Consider the following 20,937-nt stretch of genomic DNA (forward strand, 5'->3'; position numbering starts at 1 on the left):
ATGCCAGCACGTAGGGACCTTCCGGGGCTGGCCACCGGCTCCCGCACGACCGCCCCCTGATCCCTCCGGCCGCCTGAGCTCACCGATCCCGCGGTGTGGCGGGAAGGACGCAGGACAGGGCGCGGCGCAGGATGGTGGCGAAGGGCTCGGTGTTGCCCTTCTCCAGCCAGTGCCGCCCCGCCACCCGGATGGCCCCCGCGACCGCGGCCGCCATGACGGCGGGGAACAGGTCGCCCCCGGGGACGGGGCCGGTGCGCTCGGCGATCGCGTCGGCGAGCGGGCCCTCCGCCATGCTGAACGCCTTCAGCGCCTCCCCCTCCAGCTCGGGCGTCGACATGATCATGCGCAGGCCGGCCTTGTCGGGCTCGGGGTCGGTGTAGAGCTCGATCACGGCCGCGACGACGGCCTCGGCGAGCGGCTCATCGTCGGGCCGGGAGCGCAGCGCCTGCCCGGCGCGCCTGGACTGGTCGGCCTGGAAGGCGCAGATCGCCTCCTCCCGGCTGGAGAAGTAGTTGTTGTAGGTGCGGGGCGAGACGCCCGCCGCCGTGGCGATGTCGTGCACGCGGACCAGGGCCAGCCCGCTCGGCCCCTGCTCGATGGCCAGGCGCAGCGCGGCATGGCCGATCGCCTCCCGGGTGGCCTGCCGGTTGCGGGAGCGCAGGTCCATGGCGTCGTCGTTCATGGCTCCACCCTACCCGATGTTGCGCACCGCGCAGTATGTGCGTGCCACGCAATTTGTGGGTAGAGTGCGACGAGACGCCTGGCACTCCCACCCCGAGAGTGCCAACCGCTAGGCGTGTGCCGGGGCCGGCGAGGCCTGCCCGCAGGCCGTCCGTCGCGGGCGCCGTCCCCGGCACAGCCCCCAACGAGAGCAGGAGCAGCAATGGCTTCGAAGATGATCGCGTTCGACGAGGACGCCCGGCGCGGTCTCGAGCGCGGTATGAACCAGCTCGCCGACGCCGTCAAGGTGACCTTGGGTCCCAAGGGGCGCAACGTCGTGCTGGAGAAGAAGTGGGGCGCTCCCACGATCACCAACGACGGTGTTTCCATCGCCAAGGAGATCGAGCTCGAGGACCCATGGGAGAAGATCGGCGCTGAGCTGGTCAAGGAAGTCGCCAAGAAGACCGACGACGTCGCGGGCGACGGCACCACCACCGCCACCGTGCTCGCCCAGGCGCTGGTGCGCGAGGGCCTGCGCAACGTGGCCGCCGGCGCCAACCCGATGGCTCTGAAGAAGGGCATCGAAGCGGCCGTCGAGCGGGTCAGCGAGGAGCTCTCCAAGCTGGCCAAGAACGTGGAGACCAAGGAGCAGATCGCTTCGACCGCCTCCATCTCCGCCGCCGACGCCGAGATCGGCTCGCTCATCGCCGAGGCGATGGACAAGGTCGGCAAGGAAGGCGTCATCACCGTCGAGGAGAGCAACACCTTCGGCCTGGAGCTCGAGCTCACCGAGGGCATGCGCTTCGACAAGGGCTACATCTCACCGATCTTCATCACCGACTCCGACCGGCTCGAAGCCGTCCTGGACGACCCGTACATCCTGATCATGAGCGGCAAGGTCTCCGCCAACCGGGAGGTGGTGCCGCTGCTCGACAAGGTCGTGCAGTCGGGCAAGCCGCTGCTGGTCATCGCGGAGGACGTCGAGGGCGAGGCGCTGGCCACCCTGGTCGTCAACAAGATGAACGGCGTCTTCCGGTCGGTCGCGGTCAAGGCTCCCGGCTTCGGTGACCGCCGCAAGGCCATGCTCAACGACATCGCGATCCTGACCGGTGGTCAGGTCGTCGCCGAGGAGGTCGGTCTCAAGCTCGAGAGCGCCACCCTCGACCTGCTGGGCCGCGCCCGCAAGGTGGTCGTGACCAAGGACGAGACCACGATCGTCGACGGCGCCGGTGACGCCGAGCAGATCTCCGGCCGGGTCAACGAGATCCGCGCCGAGATCGAGCGCACCGACTCCGACTACGACCGTGAGAAGCTCCAGGAGCGCCTGGCCAAGCTCGCCGGCGGTGTCGCCGTCATCAAGGCCGGCGCCGCGACCGAGGTCGAGCTCAAGGAGCGCAAGCACCGCATCGAGGACGCCGTCCGCAACGCCAAGGCGGCTGTGGAGGAGGGCATCGTCCCCGGCGGTGGCGTGGCGCTGCTGCAGGCCGGCGCCGGCGTTTTCGACGGCGTTTCCGACGGGGCCTTCGACAAGCTCGGGCTCACGGGCGACGAGGCCACCGGTGCCGCCATCGTCAAGAAGGCGCTGGAGGAGCCGCTCAAGCAGATCGCGGTCAACGCCGGCCTCGAGGGCGGCGTCGTGGTCGAGCGCGTGCGCAACCTCACCCCGGGTGAGGGCCTCAACGCCGCGACCGGCGAGTACGTCAACATGTTCGACGCCGGCATCCTCGACCCGGCCAAGGTGACGCGCTCCGCGCTGCAGAACGCCGCCTCCATCGCGGCGCTCTTCCTCACCACCGAGGCCGTCATCGCCGAGAAGCCCGAGAAGACCCCCGCCGCTCCGGCGATGCCGGGCGGCGGCGACATGGGCTTCTAATTAGGCCCGGCACCCGATCCGCGCACCCGATCCGCATGTGGCCGGGGAAGGCGGCGGACCTTCCCGGCCACGGCGAACCTTTCCCGGCCACGGTGGAAAGAGCCGCCCGGCGACTGGCCACAGACCGCCGCCCTGTACGGCCGGCCGACCGGCCGGCCCGCCTGCCGCCCTCCTCCGTGGTCGAGCTGAACCGAGCGGTGGCCGTCGCCATGGCCCACGCCCGCTGGCGGAGCCGCACCTGGCGAACCGGCCGGCCGCGGACGGGTCCCTGCAGGGCGACGACCTGCTGCCCGCCACCCGCGCCGGCCTCCTGCGCCGCCTCGGCGGGCAAAAGGCGGCGGCCAAGGCATGCCGACAGGCCCTCGGCCTGGCGCACGCCGAGGCCCGGCCGCCGCTACCTGACACGCCGCCCCGGTGGGGAGGTCAGTGCCCGGCACCCGGCCCTGTCTCGAGGGAGGTCAGAGGGTGTCGAGGAAGCGCAGCAGCGCCGTGTTGACCTCCTCGGGGCGCTCCTGCTGGATCCAGTGACCGGCTCCGTCGATCACCACGTGGCCGCGCAGGTCGGAGGTGATCTCCGTGATCCGGTCGGTCCTCATGAACGACCCCACGGGGTCCTCCGAGCCGATGACGAACAGGGAGGGCACGTCGATCGTCCGGTCCTGGAAGCGTTCGGCCAGGGCCCAGTTGCGATCGAGGTTGCGGTAGTAGTTGAGCCCTCCGGTGAATCCGGTGGCGCGGAACGTCTCCGCGTACACGCCGTCCACGTCGAAATCCCGAAGGAGGGCGAAGAGCTCGTCCTCGGGGACCTCCGGCTCCTGGAAGCGCAGCATGTAGAAGTCGTCGCCGAGCCGCTTGCGCATGATCTGCGTCGGCGGTGCCGCGGAACGCCGGGTGGGCGGGACGCTGAGGCCCGCGACGGCCTTCGTCCTGCCGGGGTAGGCCAGCGCCAGGTGCCACACGACGGAGGCGCCCCAGTCGTGGCCGACGAAGACGGCCTGCTCCTGGCCTTCCGCGTCGAGCAGCCCGATCAGGTCGGCGGCGAGGGTGAAGACGTCGTACGCCTCGACCTCGGCCGGCCTGCTGCTCCCGCCGTACCCGCGCATGTCTGGCACGATCACCCGATAACCGGCGTCAGCCAGGGCGAAGATCTGGTGCCGCCAGGAGAAAGCGAGTTCCGGGAAGCCGTGCGCGAGGACGACGGCCGGGCCCTGGCCATGCGCGAAGACACGGAGCTCGATGCCGTTGGTCGCCACCTGCGTGGGAGTGAGCTGGTGCCACATGTGTTCCATTATGGGCGGCCGGTGAAGCCGTCCCCGAGATTTCCTGCCGGACCGATGTCGAGAAGCTCTCGATCGCTCCGACCAACCGGAGAAACATCGAGAGAACAGGAAATTTCGGATATGCGAGTCAACCGGGCATGGCTGGGACTGGGCGTCCTCGCGCTGCCGACATTGCTCGTCGCGATGGACACGACGGCGTTGCTCCTCGCGCTCCCCCAGCTGAGCGCCGACCTGGGTGCCACCAACGTCCAGCAGCTGTGGATCAGCGACAGCTACGGATTCATGGTGGCCGGGCTGGTCATCACGATGGGCACGCTCGGCGACCGGATCGGCCACCGGCGGCTGCTGATGATCGGCGGAGCGGCGTTCGCGGTGCTGTCGGTCGTGGCCGCCTTCTCGGCCGGCCCGCTGACGCTGATCGTCGCGCGTGCGCTGCTGGGCGTCGCCGGCGCGACCCTGGCGCCGTCCGCCCTCGCCTTGATCACCAACATGTTCCGCGGCGAACGGGAGCGCGGGCAGGCCATCGCGATCTGGGCCACGTGCCAGTTCACCGGCGGCGCGCTCGGCCCCGTACTGGCCGGGTTCCTGCTCCAGCACTTCTGGTGGGGATCGGTGTTCCTGGTCGCCGTTCCGGCGATGGCGGTGCTGCTGATCGCCGGGCCGATCCTGCTGCCGGAGTCCCGCGGCGACCGGGCCGGCCGGCTGGACCCGGCCAGCGTGGGGCTGTCGCTCGTGGCGGTGCTTCTGATGGTCTACGGCATCAAGCAGCTGACCGTCGAGAGCGTGCCGGTCGTGCCGGCGGTGGCCCTCGTCGCCGGCGCGGCCGTCGGGTTCGTGTTCGTACGCCGGCAGCTGCGGCTGGAGACGCCGCTGCTGGACCTGCGGCTGTTGCGCAGCCGCCCGTTCACGGCCGTCCTCGTCGGGCTGGTCTTCGCCGGGGTCGCCATGGCCGGCACGGGCCTGATGGTGACCCAGTACCTGCAGAGCATTCTGGGCTTCTCGCCGCTGGCGTCGGCGGTGCTGTTCGCGCCGATGGGCCTGGGCGTGGCGGTCGGCACCATGACGGCGCCGGCGCTGGCCCGGCGGGTGAAGCAGACGACCGCGATCGCCGGCGGGCTGGCCGCGTCGGCGCTGGGCAGCCTGCTGCTGGCCGGGGCCGACGGTGCACTCGCCCTGCCGCTGGTGATGACCGGCATCACCGTGCTGGCGCTGGGCACCGGCCCGCTGTTCGCGCTGGGCACCGGGCTGGTCGTCGGGTCCGTGCCGCCGGAGCGGGCCGGGTCGGCGGCGTCGATGTCGGAGACCGGCAGCTACTTCGGTGGCTCGCTCGGGTTCGCGCTGCTCGGCGTGGTGGCCGCGGTGGTCTACCGCAGCCGGACGGACGGCACGTCCGACTCGCTGGCCGGCGCGGTCGCCGCCAGCCGGCGACTGCCCGCCGACCAGGGCGCGGAGCTGCTGCACACCGCCCGGGAGGCGTTCACCGCCGGCCTGCACGTCACCGGCATCGTCGCCACGGTCATCTTCGCCGGGCTGGCCGTGCTGATCCTGACCATGCGCCCGGCGTCCCCGTCCACCCCGGCCGCACTGCCCGACTACGAGGCGACCCGCTCGTAGGCCGCGCCGGGGCACCCCCTCTCCGGTGCCTGTTCGGAGGGCCGCAGCATGCCGGGCAGGGTGGCGCATCACTGGGCGAGCGTGGCGGGCGGCGGCTGGAGGCGGACCTCGAAGGTGGTGTCGGTCTCCAGCGCTTCGGCGGCCTCGGGAATCAGCTCCAGCCGAAACGTCGCCACGTGCCGGCCTCGGACCCGTAGGACGGCTCGTCCAGGCCCTCGGCGGCGATCTCCCGGCTGTCGCGGGTGACGGTGGTCAGCGCGTACGGGCCGACCTGGGGACGGTGTACGGCCAGCTGCGACCAGCCCGGGTCGGCGGCCCGGGGCGCTGTCGCCCTTGCGGGGCCGCCATGGCGCGTACCTCCGGAATCTCGCCCCGCACCCCCGGCCGCCTCCGTGGCCGGCGCGACGGACCCCGCCAGACCGTTGCGCGGCCGGACGCCCGGCGCGGACAGCAACACCGACAGGGCCGCGACGGCGATCCCCCACACCTGCGCGCCGGCGCCCCGCCTGGCCGCCGCCTCGAGTGCGGTGACCATCCCGGTTGGATGGTGCGGGAGAGTCAGGTCACATCCGGGGGGAACCGCAGCCGGGTTGACCCCGGAGGGGGATCGAAAATAGGTTGATCAGGAAAAGTGATCGATCACTCTTTGGGTCGTCCAAGGGAGTCCCCCATGTCTGCCTCACCGTCCCCGGTCCGTGTCGCCGTCGTCGGCGCCGGGGGCATCGCCACCGCCTGCCACCTGCCCGCCCTGGCCGCGGCCGGTGACGCCGTCCGGGTCGTCGCTGTCTGCGACGTCGATGCCGCCCGCGCCGACGCGCTGGCCGAGGCCCACGGCATCCCCGGCCGTCACACCGATCTGGCCGCGATGCTGGCGGTGGAGAGCCCTGACCTCATCGTGGTCGCCACCCCGCCGGTCGCGCATCGCGAGACGGTGATCGCCGGCCTCGACGCCGGCGCGTGGGTGTGGTGCGAGAAGCCGCCGACGTTGTCGCTCGCCGAGTACGACGAGATCGCCGCCCACGAGAAGGACGGCGGCCCGTACGCCAGCTACGTCTTCCAGCACCGCTTCGGCAGCGCGGCGGCGCGGCTGCGCCAGCAGATAGCCGGCGGCGAGCTGGGCACCCCGCACGTCGCCGTGTGCAACACGCTCTGGTACCGCGGCCACGACTACTTCGAGGTGCCCTGGCGCGGCAAGTGGGAGACCGAGGGCGGGGGCCCCACCATGGGCCACGGCATCCACCAGATGGACCTCATGCTCAGCCTGCTCGGCGACTGGCACGAGGTGCACGCCGTGGCGGCCACGCTCGGCCGCCGGGTCGCGACCGAGGATGTGTCGTTCGCGATCGTCCGCTTCGCCTCGGGCGCCATCGCCTCGGTGGTCAACAGCGTCCTGTCCCCGCGCGAGACGAGCTACCTGCGCTTCGACTTCACCGACGCCACGGTGGAGGTGGAGCACCTCTACGGCTACGAGAACTCCCACTGGCGCTGGACCCCCGCACCGCACGTCACCGACCCCGGCACGATCGCCGGATGGGCGCCCGCCGACAACACGCCCAGCTCGCACCGCGCCCAGCTCACCGCCCTGCTGGCCGCCCTGCGATCCGGCGTACGGCCCCCGGTGAGCGGCGCCGACGGCCGGCGCGTCATGGAGCTGATCACCGGCCTCTACCAGTCAGCCATCACCGGCCGTCCCGTCACCCGCGCCGAACTCGACGCCACCAACCCCTTCTACCACTCGCTCAACGGCGGCCACCCGCAGGCCGCCACCGCCCGCCTCCAGCAGAAAGCGCCCCACCATGCCTGAGCCGAAACTCACCGCCCGTGACGAGGACGACAAGGCCCTCGTCATCACCGCCGGCGACGTGGACATCGCGCACTACGTCTACCGGCCCGACGCCCCCGACGCCGAAGCGCCCAAGCCCTACCTGCATCCCATCCGCAGCCTGTCCGGCGCGCCCCTGTCGGTCTACCGGCCGCACGACCACCGCTGGCACAAGGGCCTGCAGATGACCTGGGCCCACCTGTCGGGGCAGAACTTCTGGGGCGGCCCCACGTTCTCGGTGGAGCGGAGCTACCACTGGCAGGACAACCTCGGCCACATCAACCACACCGCCTTCACCGACGTCTCCGCCGACGGGCAGCGGGTCACGGTCGCGGAAGGCCTGCGCTGGGTCTCGGCGCAGGGCGAGCACTGGATCACCGAGGAACGCCGCCAGCTCTTCCACAGCGTGGACGCCGAACGCGGCCTGTGGGCGCTCGACTTCACCACCGAGCTGCGCAACGTCCGCGGCACCACCCTGCATTTCGGCAGCCCCACCACCCATGGCCGGCCGATGGCTGGGTACGCGGGCTTCTTCTGGCGTGGCCCCAGGTCCTTCACCGGCGGCACGATCATCGCCGCCGGCGGGCAGGGCGGCGAGGAGATGATGGGCCGGCAGGCCCCGTGGCTGGCCATGGTCGGCCGGCACGACGAGATCGACGGCGGCGGCACCGTGCTGGCCGTCGCCGGGCACTCCAGCGCGTCCGTGCCGATCAAGTGGTTCGTCCGCAGGGAGGCGTTCGCCGTGATCAGCCCCTCCCCCTCCTTCGACGAGGAGATCGCGCTGGCCGACGGCGACACCCTCGAACTCGCGCACCGCTACGTCTTCATCGACCACATGTGCGACCGGGCCGAGCTGGACGAACTCGGGGCGGAGTTCGCGCTGTGACCCCGCTGTTCCCCGGCGGCACCTCGATCAGCGACCTGGCGGTCTACGACTGGGAGTGCGCCGACGGCGTGCACGGCGGCACGCCGCACCTGCACACGGTCTCGACCGAGGCGTACGTCGTGACCGCGGGCCGCGGCGAGGTGCACACCCTGAGCGCCGCCGGCTTCGCCCGCGACCGGCTGGAGGCGGGCACGGTGCTGTGGTTCTCGCCGGGGACGATCCACCGCCTGGTCAACGAGGACGGCCTCCGGCTGGTCGTGATCATGCAGAACGCGGGCCTGCCCGAGGCCGGGGACGCCGTGCTCACCTTCCCCGCCGAGATCCTGCGCGACCGCGACGCCTACCTCGCCGCGGCGACGCTGCCGGCGGAGGGCTCCGAAGACGAACGGGCGGCGGCCGCCCGGGCCCGGCGCGACCTGGCCGTCACCGGTTTCCGGCAGCTGCTGCACGACGTCGGGGAACGTGGCGGGCAGGCGCTGGCGGACTTCCACCGGCTCGCGGCCGCGATCGTCCAGCCTCGGGCGGCGGCCTGGGCCGAGCTGTGGAACGAGACGGTCGCGGCCGAGACCGAACGCACCCGGGAGCAGCTCGTGGCCGTCGCGGACGGCGACCCTTCTCACCTGGGGCAGGCCACCGTCGTGCGCACCATGCCCAGGCCGGGTCAGCGTGCCTTCGGGATGTGCGGAAGGCTGCGGACCTGGACGACCCTGCCCGCGACCCCGGCCTGTGCGAGAACGACTCAGCGTAGGACGACTCAGCGGCCGCCCTGGACACGCAGGACGACTCAGCGTAGGACGACTCAGCGCAGGACGATCGTCGTCAGGGCGCGCGGCGGGAAGGTCACCGCCCCGTCCCGGACAGGGACGGAGCCCAGGGAGGCGTCAGCGTCGGTCAGGTAGACCTCGGCCGTCTCGCTCACGCCCGCCCAGGCGCGGGGCGCCACGCCGGTGTTGAGCACCTCGACCACGCGCGAGCCGTCGGGGTTGCGAAACGCGCACACCTTCAGCGAGGGCACCGCTCCTGAGGCCCCGATCCGCTGCGCACCCGGCCTGATGAACCTGCTGAACGCGGCCAGCGCCCACAGCCGCTTCGAGACCCGGTAGGTCCCGGTTTCCTCGTCGATCCGCAGCAGCGCCCGGGTGTTCCCCTTGGAGGCGCCCAGCCAGTACAGGTAGCCGGAGACGTTGCCGAAGGTGAGCGCGTCGTGCACGGCCGAGGCGATCGTGTAGCCGTCGGAGCCGCTGCCGTCGTACCAGCTCTCGTTCCAGGTGGTGCCGTTCGGATTCCACTCCGACATCCACGTGGGCCGCTTCGTCGGGAGCGGGGTGTCCACCGGGGTGCCGTAGCCGTGCGCGGTGTAGACCTTCACCCAGCGCCGGGCCTCGGGGTCGGCCGCGATGGCGGCGATGTACGCCTTGGCCTCGTCCCAGCCGAGCGATTCGCAGCACACCAGGCCCACGCCCGAGGCGACGGGGCCGAGCAGCTTGACGAAGTCGGCGGCCTCCTTCGGGGTGAAGCGCATGGAGGGATGCGGGGCCGTCCAGTCGGGCTCGTTCGCGAAGCCCAGGTCGGTGATCCGGACGCCCTGACCGGCGTAGAACCTCGTGTACTGCACCAGGTAGTCGGCGTAGGCGCGGCGCCATTCCGGCTTCAGCTTGCCGCCGTTCTTGTCGTCGCCGTTGTCCTTCATGTAGCCGGGCGCGCTCCAGGCCACGGCGAAGAACCGCCGCACCCCGTACCGCTGAGCCTCCTTGGCCAGCCAGACCTGGCTGTTGTCGTCTCCGTCCCAGACGTACCGGGGCGGCGCGTCCGGTCCGCCGGGGTCCTCGGGCTGGATCGACACCATCTCGTCGTACGGGCTGCCGGCCGGCGCCGAGCCGATGCCCAGGCGAAGGATGGTGAGCCCGGCCCCCTTGACGGGGTCGAACCACAGGTCGAGGACCTCGCGCCGCTTGTCCTCCGACAGAGACTTGATCAGCTCGTTGCGCCGGAAGGCCGTGGAGAAGCCGAACCCGTCGATCGTCTGGTGCCGGACCTGATCGTCGATCATGATCACGGATGGATCCTTCATGACCGGAGCCTGGGGTGGAGGGGAGCTCATGGCGCCAAAGAGTTAGCACATCGGCGCCGGCCGGCTCAATACACCCCGGCGGGCGGCGGGCCGACCGTCTCACGGACGATGACCCGGTTGATCGACCGCTCGGGAGGCGGTGGCGCAGGCTCACCGCGTACTGCCGCGATGAGCCTCGCCATGGCCTCCCGCCCCTGCGCCTCCCTGTCGACGGCCACCGTGGAGAGCGCGGGAGTGGCGAAGCGCCCCAGCTCCTCGTCGTCCCAGCCGAACACGCTGACGTCGCCGGGAACGCGCCAGCCGCGCGCGAGCGCCGCGCGTACGGCGCCCATGGCCACGTGGTCGTTCACGGCGACGATGGCGGTCACGCCGCACCCGTCCGGCAGCCCGCGTACGGCGTCGTAGCCGGACTGCGGGCTCCAGTCGCCGAGGGCGACGCCGTACGAGGTGAGCGCGAGGCGCTCGATCGCCTGCTCGTAGACCTGCTTGCGATTACGGGCCGAGGCCCAGCTCTGGGCACCCGCGATGTGGAAGAAGACCCGGTGGCCGAGCGAGGCGAGATATTCGACGATCTCCTGGATCGGGGAGGCGTCCGCCAGTTCGTTGACCCCGCGCAGCATGTCGTCGTAGTCGCCTGTGACGACGACGGGCACCGGCGAGGAAGCGGGGTCGATCTCCAAGGGCGTCAGCGACAGGATGCCCTCGACCTGCCCCGAGCCGGCCAGCTCCAAGACCCGCTCCGCCCTGGCGCGCGGATCGCCCTCCACGCTGACGACCTCCAGTTGGAAGCCCTCGTCGTGCGCGGCGGCGGAGGCGGCGCGGAGCAGGCGCGCCGGCCACAGGTAGGAGGAGGCGGGCAGAGTGATCGCCAGCCGGTTCGTATGGCGTGTGCGCATGGAGCGCGCGACCAGGTTCGGCCGGTAGTTGAACTCCTGGACGACCAGGTCGATCTTTGCGCGGGTCGCCGGTCTCAAGGTTTCGTTGTGGCGGAAATACCGGGAAACGGTCTGATGAGACACACCCGCACGCCGGGCTACCTCGTGGATCGTGAGGCGCGGCGTCTCAGGCTTGTCCAAGGGACCCCTCTCCTCGCTGTGTGCGTCACAGCCTAGCCGGTGCCGCCCGCTCGGCGTCGAGGCGGAAGTGATCGATCACTATCCCTCTTCAGAAGGAAGTCCGTGGTCGCCGGGTGGACGCCGGGGCTCAGCCGCGCCCGCCCGTGAACGGGGCCTCGCCCTCCCGCAGCGGGCGGAAGCGCAGCGCCGACCACACCTCGTCCACCGCGACCTGGCCGTTGGGGCGCAGCCCGTACTCGCCGACGATCGGCCACAGCGTGTCGCGGTTGATGTCCGACTTGTTTCCCTTGGGGTAGGCCACCCAGACGACGGCGGGCTCGGTGAGCAGCGCGCGGTGCTCGTCGAGCAGCCGCCGGGCGGCGGCGGCGTCGGCGGCGAAGAACACCGCCACGCCGGCCCCCTTGAGGTCGTCGGCGTGGCCGGCGCCCTCGGGCAGCGGCTCCACCAGCGGGCGGTGGGCCGCGTCGGAGATCCACACCTCGGTGCCGGGCTTGATGAGCAGCTTGTCGGCGACGGTCTTGGCAGGCATGTCAGGCCCTCGTGTAGGTCAGGTTCAGCACGCCGGTGCCGAAGGTGGCGGAGTGGGTGAGCGTGAGCGGGATCTGCCCGGTTCCGCCCTCGAACAGGCGCTTGCCCGCGCCCACGACAAGGGGGTGCACCAGCAGGTTGAGCTCGTCGAGCAGGCCCTCGCGCAGCAGCCACGACACCAGGGTGGGGCTGCCGGTGATGCCGATGTCCTTGCCGGGCCGCTCCTTCAGCCGCTCCAGCTCCTTGCGCGGGTCGCCGGCCAGGACCGTGGTGTTCTCCCAGGCGGGGTCGGTGAGGGTGGCCGAGACGACGTATTTGGGCGTGGCGTTCATGGTCGCGGCCATCGGGTCGCGGGTGGCGTCCTGGTGGGGCCAGTGGGCGGCGAAGGCGTCGTAGGTGCGCCGGCCCAGCAGCATGGCGTCGGCGGCCCGCATCCGCGCGGTGACCGCCTGGCCCATGTCTTCGTCGAAGTACGGGAAATGCCAGGTCTCGGGCGCCTCGACCACGCCGTCGAGCGAGATGAACAACCCCGCGACGATCCTTCTCATGATGTCTCTCCAGCTCTTTTCCGAGGTGCCTTCACCCTCCCACCGAAAAATAAAGTTGTCAAGACGGGCATGCTTGTCGGTAACGGGGTGCCGCCAGAAGGAGCTCAGACCTCCGGAGAACGCGGGATCACCCGCACGGAAGCATCGCCGTGATCGTCGTCGGCCCGCCCGGCGGGCTGCTCACCTCGAAACTGCCGTCCAGCGCCGCCACCCGCCGGGCCAGCCCCGACAGGCCGCCCCCGTCGGCCCGCGCGCCCCCGGCGCCGTCGTCGCGCACGCGTACGAGCACCGCCCCGTCCCCCTCGGGACCCACCTCGACCGTGATGTGCGTGGCGCCGGCGTGCTTGGCGGCGTTGGTCACCGCCTCGCACACCACGAAGTACGCCGCCGTCTCCACCGCCATCGGCGGCCGCCGTTCCAGCCGGCAGTCCACCTTGACCGGCACGCTGGAGCGTTCGGCCACCCCCGCCAGCGCCTCGCCCAGCCCGAGCGAGTCCAGCCCGCTCGGGTAGACCCGCCAGGCCACCTCGCGCAGCTCGGCCAGCGCCCGCTGCGCCTCCTGGTGGGCCTGCTCCAGCAGCTCCGGGCGACCCCGCCGGGAGCGGCCGATCAGCATCGACAGCGCCACCAGCCGCTGCTGCAGCCCGTCGTGCAGGTCGCGCTCGATCCGGCGGCGCTCGGAGTCCACCGCCGCCACGATCCCCGCCCGGCTCTCGGCCAGCTCGGCGATCCGCCGCTCCAGCGCGCGGGTCGGGTCGGGGCCGAGCATCCGCATCGCCAGCCGGCGTTCCAGGGCGTGCACCCCCGCCACGCCCGACAAATCCAGAAACAGCAGCACGAATCCGCCAACGAGCATGTAGGCCACCAGCGGCGGCGAGGGCAGCATCCCGTCGAAGGGCTCGCCCCGCCCCCACGAGATCGCGAGCAGCACCGCCACCCTCGCCCCGAACACCAGCAGCATGATCACCAGGCCGCCCAGCACGCCGGCCGGGACGCGCGCGGCCAGGTAGCGCGCGGCCCGGCCGTCACGGCCCTCGCGCAGCGCGTCCAGCTCGGCTAGGTCCAGGCGCAGGCGGCGGGCCTCGATCCGGGCCAGCCGCCGGGCCGCCTCCGCGACGTTCGGGTTGCCCAGGAACGGCAGCGTCAGCAGCAGGAAGGCGAGCTCGCCGAGCGCGGTGACGGCGCCCAGCGCCACCGCGCCGACCACGCGCAGCCCCTCAACGGCGGCTCGCATGCCTCCCCTTGCGCCGCTCGGTCAGCCGGACGCCGATGAAGACCGCGATCGCGAGCACGACGAGCCCGATCACCACGTTGGTGCCGATGCCGACATATCGCTCCACGAGCGACCACTTCTCGCCCAGCAGGTAGCCGGCCATCACGAAGATGGTGTTCCAGATGAGGCTGCCGGCCGTGGTCAGCAGCGTGAACGTCGGCAGCGGCATCCGCTCCACCCCCGCCGGCACGGAGATGAGGCTGCGGAAAATCGGGATCATCCGGCCGAAGAAGACCGTCTTGTGACCGTGACGCTGGAACCACGCCTCGGTCTTCTCGATGTCGGAGATCTTGACCAGGGGCAGCTTGGCCGCGATGGCCAGGGTGCGCTCGCGCCCCAGCATCGCCCCCACCCAGTACAGCGCCAGCGCCCCGATCACCGAGCCGAGCGTCGTGCACACCAGCACGTCCAGGAGGTCCATCGAGCCCTGGCTGGCCGTGAATCCGGACAGCGGCAGGATCACCTCGCTGGGTAGGGGCGGGAAGAGGTTCTCCAGCGCGATCGCGAGCCCGGCGCCGGGGGCGCCGAGACTCTCCATCAGTCCAACCAGCCATTCAGTCATGAGATCAAGGTTATGGAAGATCCGGATAAGCGCGGAATGAGGAAGCTGCCCGTCCAGAACTGTGGTTAACCACACCCCCGGCGTACCGTACACTGTACGGCCGTGAGCTCTTTGACGGATCTGGCACGGCACGCGGCAGTTTTCCGACCCGGCGACCCGCCCAGGTCCGGGCACATCGCCTTCCTCGACCCGGCCGGCGACACCCTCGTCACCGTCGCCGAGGAGCACGCCGTAGAGCAGGACGCGGGGCAGGACGGCGGCCAGGTGCGCACCCGGCCCGTCCCGGCCACCCTCGTCCCCGTCGGCACGGCGGTGGCGGGCCTGGCCAGGGCTCGCATGGATCCGCACGCCCACCCGGCCACCCGCTTCTGGGGCGCGGCGGCGCTCGTCGCGCTGCAGCTCGTCACCCGGGGCCGCATCCTGCCCGGGGTCTCGCCCGGCGAGCACGACTCCTGGCGGGCCGGGCCGCTGGACACCGCCGACCTCCAGCGGGTACGCGAGCTGGCCGCCGCCATGCCCGCCACCGCCCGCGCCATCCCCCTCGACGGGGACCTGCTGCCCGACGCCGAGCCCCTGGTCCGGGCGTTCCTCGACGCCGTCGCCGACGCCATGCCACGCTCACCCGGCGCCGTGCGCGCCACCGGCACCACCGCCTACGCCGCCGCCAAGCCCGTCAAGGTCGGCCACCTGCGCCGCTGGGCCGAGGAGGTCTCCTCCGGCCTCGACTCCGGCGTACGGCTGTCGCTGCGCATCGAGGCCGACGACCCGGCCGCCGCCGAGTTCCGCGCCGTCGCCCAGCTGCACAGCCTGGCCGACCCCTCCCTCGTCGTCGACGCCGCCGACCTGTGGCAGGGCCGCGACCCCGGGTTCGGCGCCCGCGCCCGGATCGAGGCCACGCTCGCCGTGCGCCGCGCCGCCCGCGCCTGGCCCCGGCTGGAACGCCTGCTCGACAGCGCCGTGCCCGACGAGCTCACGCTCTCCGACGGCGACGTCGAGGAGCTCCTGGCCGGCGCCGCCGACCGCCTGGCCGCCGCCGGCGTCGACGTGCACTGGCCCAAGTCCCTCGTACGCGGCCTCAGCGCCCGCGCCGTCATCGGCGAGCGCGACGCCGCCCCCTCCGACATGCCCTCCTTCCTCGGCGGGCACCACCTGACCAGCTTCGACTGGCAGCTCGCCCTCGGCGGCGAGCGGCTCAGCGCCGCCGAGATGGACCGGCTCGCCGAGGCCCACCGCCCCGTCGTACGGCTGCGCGACCAGTGGGTGCTCATCGACCCCGACCTGGCCCGCAAGGCCCGCCAGCGCGACCTCAAACCGCTGACCGGCATCGAGGCGCTCGGCGCCGCCCTGACCGGCACGGTCGAGGTCGAGGGCGAGCAGGTGCCCGTCGAGCCCACCGCCTGGCTGACCGACCTGCGCGAGCGCCTGGGCGAGCCCGCCGACGTCGCCCCGCCCGCCGGCCTGGCCGCCACGCTGCGCGACTACCAGCTCGCCGGGCTGCGCTGGCTGGCCAGGATGACCTCGCTGGGCCTGGGCGCCTGCCTGGCCGACGACATGGGCCTGGGCAAGACGATCACGCTCATCGCGCTGCACCTGCACCGCGCCGCCGGCCCCACCCTCGTCGTCTGCCCCGCCTCGCTGCTGGGCAACTGGGAGCGCGAGATCACCAGGTTCGCTCCCGGCGTGCCCGTACGCCGCTACCACGGCGCCAACCGCACGCTCGCCGACGAGGGGTTCGTGCTCACCACGTACGCCACCATGCGCCTGGACGCCGCCCGCCTGGCCGCCCACCCCTGGGACCTGCTCGTCGCCGACGAGGCCCAGCATGTCAAGAACCCCGCCTCCGGCACCGCCAAGGCCCTGCGCGAGATCCACGCCGCCGCCCGCGTCGCCCTGACCGGCACCCCCGTGGAGAACAACCTGTCGGAGCTGTGGGCCATTCTCGACTGGACCACGCCCGGGCTGCTGGGTTCGCTCGGCAGGTTCCGGGCCCGCTGGGCCAAGCCTGTCGAATCCGGCGACACCGACGCGGCCGGGCGGCTGTCGCGGCTGGTCGGGCCGTTCCTGCTGCGCCGCCGCAAGAGCGACCCCGGCATCGCCCCCGAGCTGCCACCCAAGACCGAGACCGACCGGCCCGTCGCGCTCACCACGGAGCAGGCCGGCCTGTACGAGGCGGTGGTGCGCGAGATCATGGCCCAGATCGCCGACGCCCAGGGCATGGCCCGGCGCGGCCTGATCGTCAAGCTGCTCACCTGGCTCAAGCAGATCTGCAACCACCCCGCGCACTACCTGCACGAGGCCACCCCGCGCCTGCCCGGCCGATCCGGCAAGCTGGAGCTGCTCGACGAGCTCGTCGACACCATCGTCGCCGAGGACGGCGCCGTGCTCGTCTTCACCCAGTACGTCGCCATGGCCCGGCTGCTCGAACGCCACCTGACCGGGCGCGGCGTGGCCACCCAGCTCCTGCACGGCGGCACCCCCGTCGCCCGCCGCGAGGAGATGGTCGAGCGCTTCCAGGACGGCAGCGCCCCGGTGTTCCTGCTGTCGCTCAAGGCCGCCGGCACCGGCCTGAACCTCACCCGCGCCGACCACGTCATCCACTACGACCGCTGGTGGAACCCCGCCGTCGAGGACCAGGCCACCGACCGCGCCTACCGCATCGGCCAGACCAGACCCGTGCAGGTGCACCGCCTCATCGCCGAAGGCACGATCGAGGACCGCATCGCCCAGATGCTCGCCGCCAAACGCTCGCTCGCCGACGCCGTGCTCGCCTCCGGCGAGGCCGCCTTCACCGAGCTGACCGACGCCGAACTCGCCGCCCTCGTGGAGCTCCGATGACCAACGCCCGTGGGTTCGCCGCGTTCCCCCCGCAGCGCGCCGGCGCCCGCTTCGCCACCTCCTGGTGGGGACGCGCCTGGATCCAGGCCTTGGAGGACACCTCCCTGGACCACGTGCTGCTGCGCAAGGGCCGCGCGTACGCCAAGCACGGCCGGCTCGGCCCCATCACCGTCAGCCCCGGCCGCATCGCCGCCGTGGCCGAGAGCGAGTACGACACCGTCGTCCGCGTCGAGCAGCTCACCGACGCCGCCTGGGAACGCTTCCTGGACCAGGTCGCCGCCAAGGCCGGCCACATCGCCGCGCTGCTCGACCGCGACATGCCGCACGACCTGGTCGAGGCCGCCGAGGACGCCGCCGTGCCGCTGCTGCCCGCCGTCGGCGACCTCGAACCCGAATGTTCCTGCCCCGACTGGGGCCATCCGTGCAAGCACGCCGCCGCCCTGTGCTACCAGGCGTCCTGGCTGCTGGACGCCGACCCGTTCGTGCTGCTGCTCATGCGCGGGCGCGGCGAGGGTGACCTGATCGAGGCGCTGCAGGGGCGCGACGTCCCCGCCCCGGCGCCGTCGGGGGTGCCGGCGGCGCAGGCGTACGCGGTGGGGGTCCCGCCGTTGCCCGACCCGCCGCCGTACGACGTCTCCTACGCCCCTCCCGCCCTCGGGGCCGCCTCCGACGCCGGCGTCGACGTGGCCGCCCTGGCGATCCTGGCCTCCTCCGCCGCCGCGCGCGCCCGCGAGCTGCTGCTGCGCGGGCACCTGCCGGAGCTGACCGAGTACCAGGACCGCGTCCGGCTGGCCGCCGACCACGATCTCGGGCCGCGGCTCGGGCTCGAGGCCGCCGTACAGGCCTGGCGGTACGGCGGCGCCGACGCCCTGGACGTCCTGGACCGCGCCTGGACCCCGCCCCGCCGCGACCTGGCCCGGGCCCAGGCGCTGCTGGAGGCCGGCTGGGAGGGCGAGGACCCGCCACGCCCGCAGACCTGGCGCAACCGCTGGACGCTTGGCCCCCTGCAACTGCGCTACGGGCGCGACGGCCGCTGGTACCCCTACGCCCTGCGCGACGGCGAGTGGTGGCCCGCAGGACCGCCCGAACGCGACCCGTCGGCGCTCATCACCTGACCCGCCACCGCTCGTGCCGGGCGCGTGCCCTCCAGGCGCGCCACGGCGTCGACCATCTCGGGGAAGGCGTCGATGAAGGCGTCGACATGGTACGGGTCGAAGTCGGCGCGCCGCCGGAGACCGCTTTGCATGCAGGCGATGAAACGCAGGCCCGCCCCGTTCGCGGCCTGCGCGTCGCCGGGAGAGTCGCCCACGTACAGGCACTGGCGGGGCTCCAGCCCGGTGGCGGCCAGGAGCTCGTCGAAGGCCCGGGGGTCGGGCTTGGCGAAGCGCATGTTGCCCGCGTGGTAGACGGCGTCGAGCCGGCCGCCGAGCACGTGGTCGGGCGCCATGAGGTGCGCCATCTCCGCCTCGGTGCGCGAGGTCAGCAGCATGAGGCTGCGGCCGGCGGCGGCGAGCTCGTCGAGCGCCCGCAGGTTCTCCGGCACGACGACGTCCAGCCGCCCGGCCGTCACGTACTCCCGCAGCACGTCGCCGTAGGCGGCGGTGAAGGCGTCGAGGTCGACACCGGGCGAGCGCCTCGGCATCGCCTCCAGTAACGGCAGGCCCCATGTGGCCACGTGCGCGGCCCGCGACATCGGCCCGCCACCGATGCGCGCCAGCACGTCGTTCTCGAGCTCGAAGCACACCTCCTCGGTGAGGCAGAGCGTGTCGTCCACATCAATCACCACGGCGCGGATCACAGGGCCCAAGATAGCGGGGCCCAAGATAGCGGGCCCAAGATAGCGGGGCCCGCGGCCGCTCCATCAGGTCGCGACCGAGATGACGTGGCCCACCGAGGTGCGGTCGGAGATCAGCTCCAGCATGCAGTCGGCCAGATCGGCGCGGGTGGTGTTCATGCCGCCCCGGAGGTTGAGGTCCCGGGCGGTGCGGTAGCGGTTGGTACGGCCGGCGTTCCTCAGGCGCGAGGGCCGCACGATCGTCCAGTCCACGTCGCCGGCCCGCAGCAGCCGCTCGGCCCTGGCCAGGTCGGCGTAGGAGTGGCGGAACAGGCGCTGGACGATGAGGGGCTTGAGCACGTACCGGGTGAACGGGCCGTCGCCGGCGTCGGCCTCCAGGCCGGAGGCGCTGACCATCAGCAGGCGGCGGGCGCCCACCCGGTCCATGGCGGCCAGGATGGAGGTGATGCTGGCCGAATGCACGGTGGTGGGGCCCTGGTCGCGCGGGCCCATCGCGCTCAGCACGGCGTCGCGGTCCTTGACGGCGGGCGCGATGGCGTCGGGATCCATCACGTCGGCCTCCACGACGTCGAGACGATCGCGCAGCTCGGCGGGCAGGCGGGTGGCGTCGCGCACGACGGCGGTGATCTGGTGGGTGCGGTCGAGCCCTTGGCGCACCAGCTCCAGGCCGGTGCCGCCGGTGGCGCCGAATACCGTGATCCTCATGAGTGGCCGGTTCTCCTCGAATAAGGTGGGGTGAGTACTTACTAACCCCACCTTACCCGCCTGCTTTGTCGAGGCCGAGCTTCGCCCGCAGGCAGCTGACACCGGTGTGGAGGACGGGAGGCACGGTGATCAGGATGACCACCGCGTCGCCGAGGCTGCTCCGCGCGGTCTCCAGGACCATCCAGCCCAGCAGCGCGGCCAGCGGAGTCCACGTACGCAGATTCGATCGCAGGACCCAGCGCAGCCCCGCCGGCAGGAGGTCGGCAAGCCTTCGGCGCAGCGTCCGGGCCGGTGGGCGGCGCAGGGCCAGAGCCAGCGCGGGCATGCCGCACATCACCCCGAACGCGAAGCGGGCGTGTGCCCGCCGGCTCCGCAATACATCCAGTTCGCCGAGCCATTCGCACAGGTAGGTCCCCCTGAACGCCGAGGGGAGGATCAGGGATCCGAGGGCGAGCGCCCGATGCGCCACGCCGGTGTCCCGGGGCAGGTGGCCGCGCGCGATCGCTTCGAGCTCGTCCGCGATGGCCGGCAGGCCGAGACGCTTGGCGAGCGGTGCTATGACGTCCAGCGTCTGCCGGCTCTTCAGCTGCCGCTTCGCCTGGTCAAGGGACTGCAGGGTACGCATGTTGTGCAGTCGGTCGAGCACCTTCAGCGCCAGGACGCGGTCGTCCGCGGCATCGAGGGCCGCCTGATCGTGGCGGCGGTCGAGCTCGGCCATGCCCTGGACCAGTGCGGTTGTCTCGTCGCCGAACTCCGCGCGGACCTGGGCGGCGTCACATCCCGTGCCGGCGATCACGTCGTGCAGCAGGGCGGCGCAGATGGCGTCGCAGTCGAGTCCGGCGTCGGCGGCGATCTCCGCCACGGCGACCGGGTGGGTGATGTAGGGATCGCCGCTTTTGCGTAACTGGCCTGCATGGTGGTGGGCGGCGAACTCGTAGGCACGCCGGATCCGGTCACGCTCGGAGGCCGTGAACCCGCCGGGCAGCCGGGCCAGCAGCGGGGCCACCAGGCTGGTCATGACGTCACCGTCCGGAGGTTCACGACCGCGCGCGACCGCTCGGCTCGCTCCAGGGCGGCCCGCGCCCGGACCGCGCCCTCCTCGCTCAGCACGTAGTAGTGCCGAGCGCGGCGGCCCTCGGCCAGGTGCTCGGCCGGGGACTCCTCGTGGCGCTCGAGCCAGCCGTACTCGCGCTCCAGCCGGGCCAGGATCGGGTAGACGGTTCCGGGGTGCTGGCGCGTCTTCTCGCACAGCTCCAGCCCGTAGCGGCGCTTGGCCGGATCGGACAGCATCACCTGCAGCACGAGCATCGTCGGCAAGGTCATCCGCGGGGTGTCTGCCATTGTCGAACTCTAGACTTCCAGCACGGAGCGTGACATCGCTTCGCAGGTGACATCTGCCTGTCCCCGGG

General features: G+C 72.3%; 20 protein-coding genes. 7 read left to right on the plus strand and 13 right to left on the minus strand.

Annotation, left to right across the window (positions count from 1 at the left end):
- Nucleotides 1-79: 79 nt before the first annotated feature.
- A complete protein-coding gene (locus tag ACBJ59_RS23285) occupies nt 80-682 on the minus strand; it encodes a TetR/AcrR family transcriptional regulator (protein ID WP_375112331.1) in 603 nt (200 codons plus the stop codon).
- 201 nt (nt 683-883) lie between these two features.
- Between ACBJ59_RS23285 and groL the strand changes: the two genes are divergently transcribed.
- Entirely contained in the window at nt 884-2,533 is a 1,650-nt protein-coding gene (gene groL / locus ACBJ59_RS23290) for a chaperonin GroEL (RefSeq protein ID WP_375112332.1), read from the plus strand.
- A 458-nt stretch (nt 2,534-2,991) separates the two neighbouring features.
- On the opposite strand, the gene ACBJ59_RS23295 is transcribed toward groL, so the two are convergent.
- On the minus strand, nt 2,992-3,813 hold the full coding sequence (locus ACBJ59_RS23295; RefSeq protein ID WP_375112333.1) for an alpha/beta fold hydrolase: 822 nt from the start codon (nt 3,811-3,813) through the stop codon (nt 2,992-2,994).
- 120 nt (nt 3,814-3,933) lie between these two features.
- On the opposite strand from ACBJ59_RS23295, the gene ACBJ59_RS23300 reads away from it, so the two are divergent.
- Entirely contained in the window at nt 3,934-5,427 is a 1,494-nt protein-coding gene (locus tag ACBJ59_RS23300) for an MFS transporter (RefSeq protein WP_375112334.1), read from the plus strand.
- Nucleotides 5,428-5,578: 151 nt separating this feature from the next.
- Here ACBJ59_RS23300 and ACBJ59_RS23305 read toward each other — a convergent pair whose 3' ends face one another.
- Nucleotides 5,579-5,962, minus strand: coding sequence for a hypothetical protein (locus tag ACBJ59_RS23305; RefSeq protein ID WP_375112335.1), 384 nt, complete (start codon nt 5,960-5,962; stop codon nt 5,579-5,581).
- A gap of 135 nt (nt 5,963-6,097) precedes the next feature.
- On the opposite strand from ACBJ59_RS23305, the gene ACBJ59_RS23310 reads away from it, so the two are divergent.
- The 3 genes from ACBJ59_RS23310 to ACBJ59_RS23320 are packed head-to-tail and all read left to right on the plus strand — an operon-like array spanning nt 6,098 to nt 9,034.
- Entirely contained in the window at nt 6,098-7,231 is a 1,134-nt protein-coding gene (locus tag ACBJ59_RS23310; RefSeq protein WP_375112336.1) for a Gfo/Idh/MocA family protein, read from the plus strand.
- Entirely contained in the window at nt 7,224-8,135 is a 912-nt protein-coding gene (locus tag ACBJ59_RS23315) for a PmoA family protein (RefSeq protein WP_375112337.1), read from the plus strand. The genes ACBJ59_RS23310 and ACBJ59_RS23315 overlap by 8 nt, the downstream gene beginning before the upstream one ends.
- Nucleotides 8,132-9,034 carry a cupin domain-containing protein gene (locus ACBJ59_RS23320; RefSeq protein WP_375112338.1) on the plus strand — a complete coding sequence of 301 codons (903 nt, stop codon included), beginning with the start codon at nt 8,132-8,134 and terminating at the stop codon, nt 9,032-9,034. The genes ACBJ59_RS23315 and ACBJ59_RS23320 overlap by 4 nt, the downstream gene beginning before the upstream one ends.
- Here ACBJ59_RS23320 and ACBJ59_RS23325 read toward each other — a convergent pair.
- The 6 genes from ACBJ59_RS23325 to ACBJ59_RS23350 all read right to left on the minus strand — a co-directional run bounded on the left by ACBJ59_RS23325 (nt 8,935) and on the right by ACBJ59_RS23350 (nt 14,193).
- Nucleotides 8,935-10,206 (minus strand): glycoside hydrolase, encoded by a 1,272-nt coding sequence (locus ACBJ59_RS23325; protein ID WP_375112339.1) that lies wholly within the window; start codon nt 10,204-10,206, stop codon nt 8,935-8,937. The two genes, ACBJ59_RS23320 and ACBJ59_RS23325, sit on opposite strands and share 100 nt — an antisense overlap.
- Nucleotides 10,207-10,271: 65 nt before the next feature.
- On the minus strand, nt 10,272-11,282 hold the full coding sequence (locus ACBJ59_RS23330) for a LacI family DNA-binding transcriptional regulator (protein WP_375112340.1): 1,011 nt from the start codon (nt 11,280-11,282) through the stop codon (nt 10,272-10,274).
- Nucleotides 11,283-11,409: 127 nt separating this feature from the next.
- On the minus strand, nt 11,410-11,811 hold the full coding sequence (locus ACBJ59_RS23335) for a hypothetical protein (protein ID WP_375112341.1): 402 nt from the start codon (nt 11,809-11,811) through the stop codon (nt 11,410-11,412).
- A 1-nt stretch (nt 11,812) separates the two neighbouring features.
- Nucleotides 11,813-12,358 carry a dihydrofolate reductase family protein gene (locus ACBJ59_RS23340; RefSeq protein WP_375112342.1) on the minus strand — a complete coding sequence of 182 codons (546 nt, stop codon included), beginning with the start codon at nt 12,356-12,358 and terminating at the stop codon, nt 11,813-11,815.
- A 127-nt stretch (nt 12,359-12,485) separates the two neighbouring features.
- Entirely contained in the window at nt 12,486-13,592 is a 1,107-nt protein-coding gene (locus ACBJ59_RS23345; RefSeq protein WP_375112343.1) for a sensor histidine kinase, read from the minus strand.
- A complete protein-coding gene (locus ACBJ59_RS23350; RefSeq protein WP_375112344.1) occupies nt 13,576-14,193 on the minus strand; it encodes a DedA family protein in 618 nt (205 codons plus the stop codon). The genes ACBJ59_RS23345 and ACBJ59_RS23350 overlap by 17 nt, the downstream gene beginning before the upstream one ends.
- A gap of 102 nt (nt 14,194-14,295) precedes the next feature.
- Between ACBJ59_RS23350 and ACBJ59_RS23355 the strand changes: the two genes are divergently transcribed.
- Nucleotides 14,296-17,028: a DEAD/DEAH box helicase gene (locus ACBJ59_RS23355; RefSeq protein ID WP_375112345.1), complete on the plus strand. Its 2,733-nt coding sequence runs from the start codon at nt 14,296-14,298 to the stop codon at nt 17,026-17,028.
- The gene (locus ACBJ59_RS23360) at nt 17,025-18,143 is read left to right on the plus strand and encodes an SWIM zinc finger family protein (protein ID WP_375112346.1); all 1,119 of its coding nucleotides are present in this window, start codon (nt 17,025-17,027) and stop codon (nt 18,141-18,143) included. The genes ACBJ59_RS23355 and ACBJ59_RS23360 overlap by 4 nt, the downstream gene beginning before the upstream one ends.
- Here ACBJ59_RS23360 and ACBJ59_RS23365 read toward each other — a convergent pair.
- The 4 genes from ACBJ59_RS23365 to ACBJ59_RS23380 form a co-directional block, all read right to left on the minus strand.
- Nucleotides 18,071-18,826, minus strand: coding sequence for an HAD family hydrolase (locus ACBJ59_RS23365; protein WP_375112347.1), 756 nt, complete (start codon nt 18,824-18,826; stop codon nt 18,071-18,073). The genes ACBJ59_RS23360 and ACBJ59_RS23365 overlap by 73 nt on opposite strands.
- Before the next feature lie 63 nt (nt 18,827-18,889).
- A complete protein-coding gene (locus ACBJ59_RS23370) occupies nt 18,890-19,528 on the minus strand; it encodes an NAD(P)-dependent oxidoreductase (protein WP_375112348.1) in 639 nt (212 codons plus the stop codon).
- Nucleotides 19,529-19,580: 52 nt separating this feature from the next.
- Complete coding sequence (locus ACBJ59_RS23375) at nt 19,581-20,546, minus strand: HD domain-containing protein (protein ID WP_375112349.1); 966 nt, start codon at nt 20,544-20,546, stop codon at nt 19,581-19,583.
- Nucleotides 20,543-20,869, minus strand: a complete 327-nt coding sequence (locus ACBJ59_RS23380; protein ID WP_375112350.1) for a PadR family transcriptional regulator — start codon at nt 20,867-20,869, stop codon at nt 20,543-20,545. The genes ACBJ59_RS23375 and ACBJ59_RS23380 overlap by 4 nt, the downstream gene beginning before the upstream one ends.
- Nucleotides 20,870-20,937: the final 68 nt, after the last annotated feature.

The sequence above is a fragment of the Nonomuraea sp. MTCD27 genome, assembly GCF_041950495.1.
GTDB lineage: Bacteria > Actinomycetota > Actinomycetes > Streptosporangiales > Streptosporangiaceae > Nonomuraea.

Bases quoted from the DNA above. Each gene is read 5' to 3' on its own strand.
- ACBJ59_RS23315 (WP_375112337.1), top strand. From the start codon at position 7,224: ATGCCTGAGCCGAAACTCACCGCCCGTGACGAGGACGACAAGGCCCTC.
- ACBJ59_RS23340 (WP_375112342.1), bottom strand. From the start codon at position 12,358: ATGAGAAGGATCGTCGCGGGGTTGTTCATCTCGCTCGACGGCGTGGTC.
- ACBJ59_RS23305 (WP_375112335.1), bottom strand. From the start codon at position 5,962: ATGGTCACCGCACTCGAGGCGGCGGCCAGGCGGGGCGCCGGCGCGCAG.
- groL (WP_375112332.1), top strand. From the start codon at position 884: ATGGCTTCGAAGATGATCGCGTTCGACGAGGACGCCCGGCGCGGTCTC.
- ACBJ59_RS23310 (WP_375112336.1), top strand. From the start codon at position 6,098: ATGTCTGCCTCACCGTCCCCGGTCCGTGTCGCCGTCGTCGGCGCCGGG.
- ACBJ59_RS23345 (WP_375112343.1), bottom strand. From the start codon at position 13,592: ATGCGAGCCGCCGTTGAGGGGCTGCGCGTGGTCGGCGCGGTGGCGCTG.
- ACBJ59_RS23300 (WP_375112334.1), top strand. From the start codon at position 3,934: ATGCGAGTCAACCGGGCATGGCTGGGACTGGGCGTCCTCGCGCTGCCG.
- ACBJ59_RS23335 (WP_375112341.1), bottom strand. From the start codon at position 11,811: ATGCCTGCCAAGACCGTCGCCGACAAGCTGCTCATCAAGCCCGGCACC.
- ACBJ59_RS23285 (WP_375112331.1), bottom strand. From the start codon at position 682: ATGAACGACGACGCCATGGACCTGCGCTCCCGCAACCGGCAGGCCACC.
- ACBJ59_RS23360 (WP_375112346.1), top strand. From the start codon at position 17,025: ATGACCAACGCCCGTGGGTTCGCCGCGTTCCCCCCGCAGCGCGCCGGC.
- ACBJ59_RS23375 (WP_375112349.1), bottom strand. From the start codon at position 20,546: ATGACCAGCCTGGTGGCCCCGCTGCTGGCCCGGCTGCCCGGCGGGTTC.
- ACBJ59_RS23380 (WP_375112350.1), bottom strand. From the start codon at position 20,869: ATGGCAGACACCCCGCGGATGACCTTGCCGACGATGCTCGTGCTGCAG.
- ACBJ59_RS23350 (WP_375112344.1), bottom strand. From the start codon at position 14,193: ATGACTGAATGGCTGGTTGGACTGATGGAGAGTCTCGGCGCCCCCGGC.
- ACBJ59_RS23325 (WP_375112339.1), bottom strand. From the start codon at position 10,206: ATGAAGGATCCATCCGTGATCATGATCGACGATCAGGTCCGGCACCAG.
- ACBJ59_RS23370 (WP_375112348.1), bottom strand. From the start codon at position 19,528: ATGAGGATCACGGTATTCGGCGCCACCGGCGGCACCGGCCTGGAGCTG.
- ACBJ59_RS23295 (WP_375112333.1), bottom strand. From the start codon at position 3,813: ATGTGGCACCAGCTCACTCCCACGCAGGTGGCGACCAACGGCATCGAG.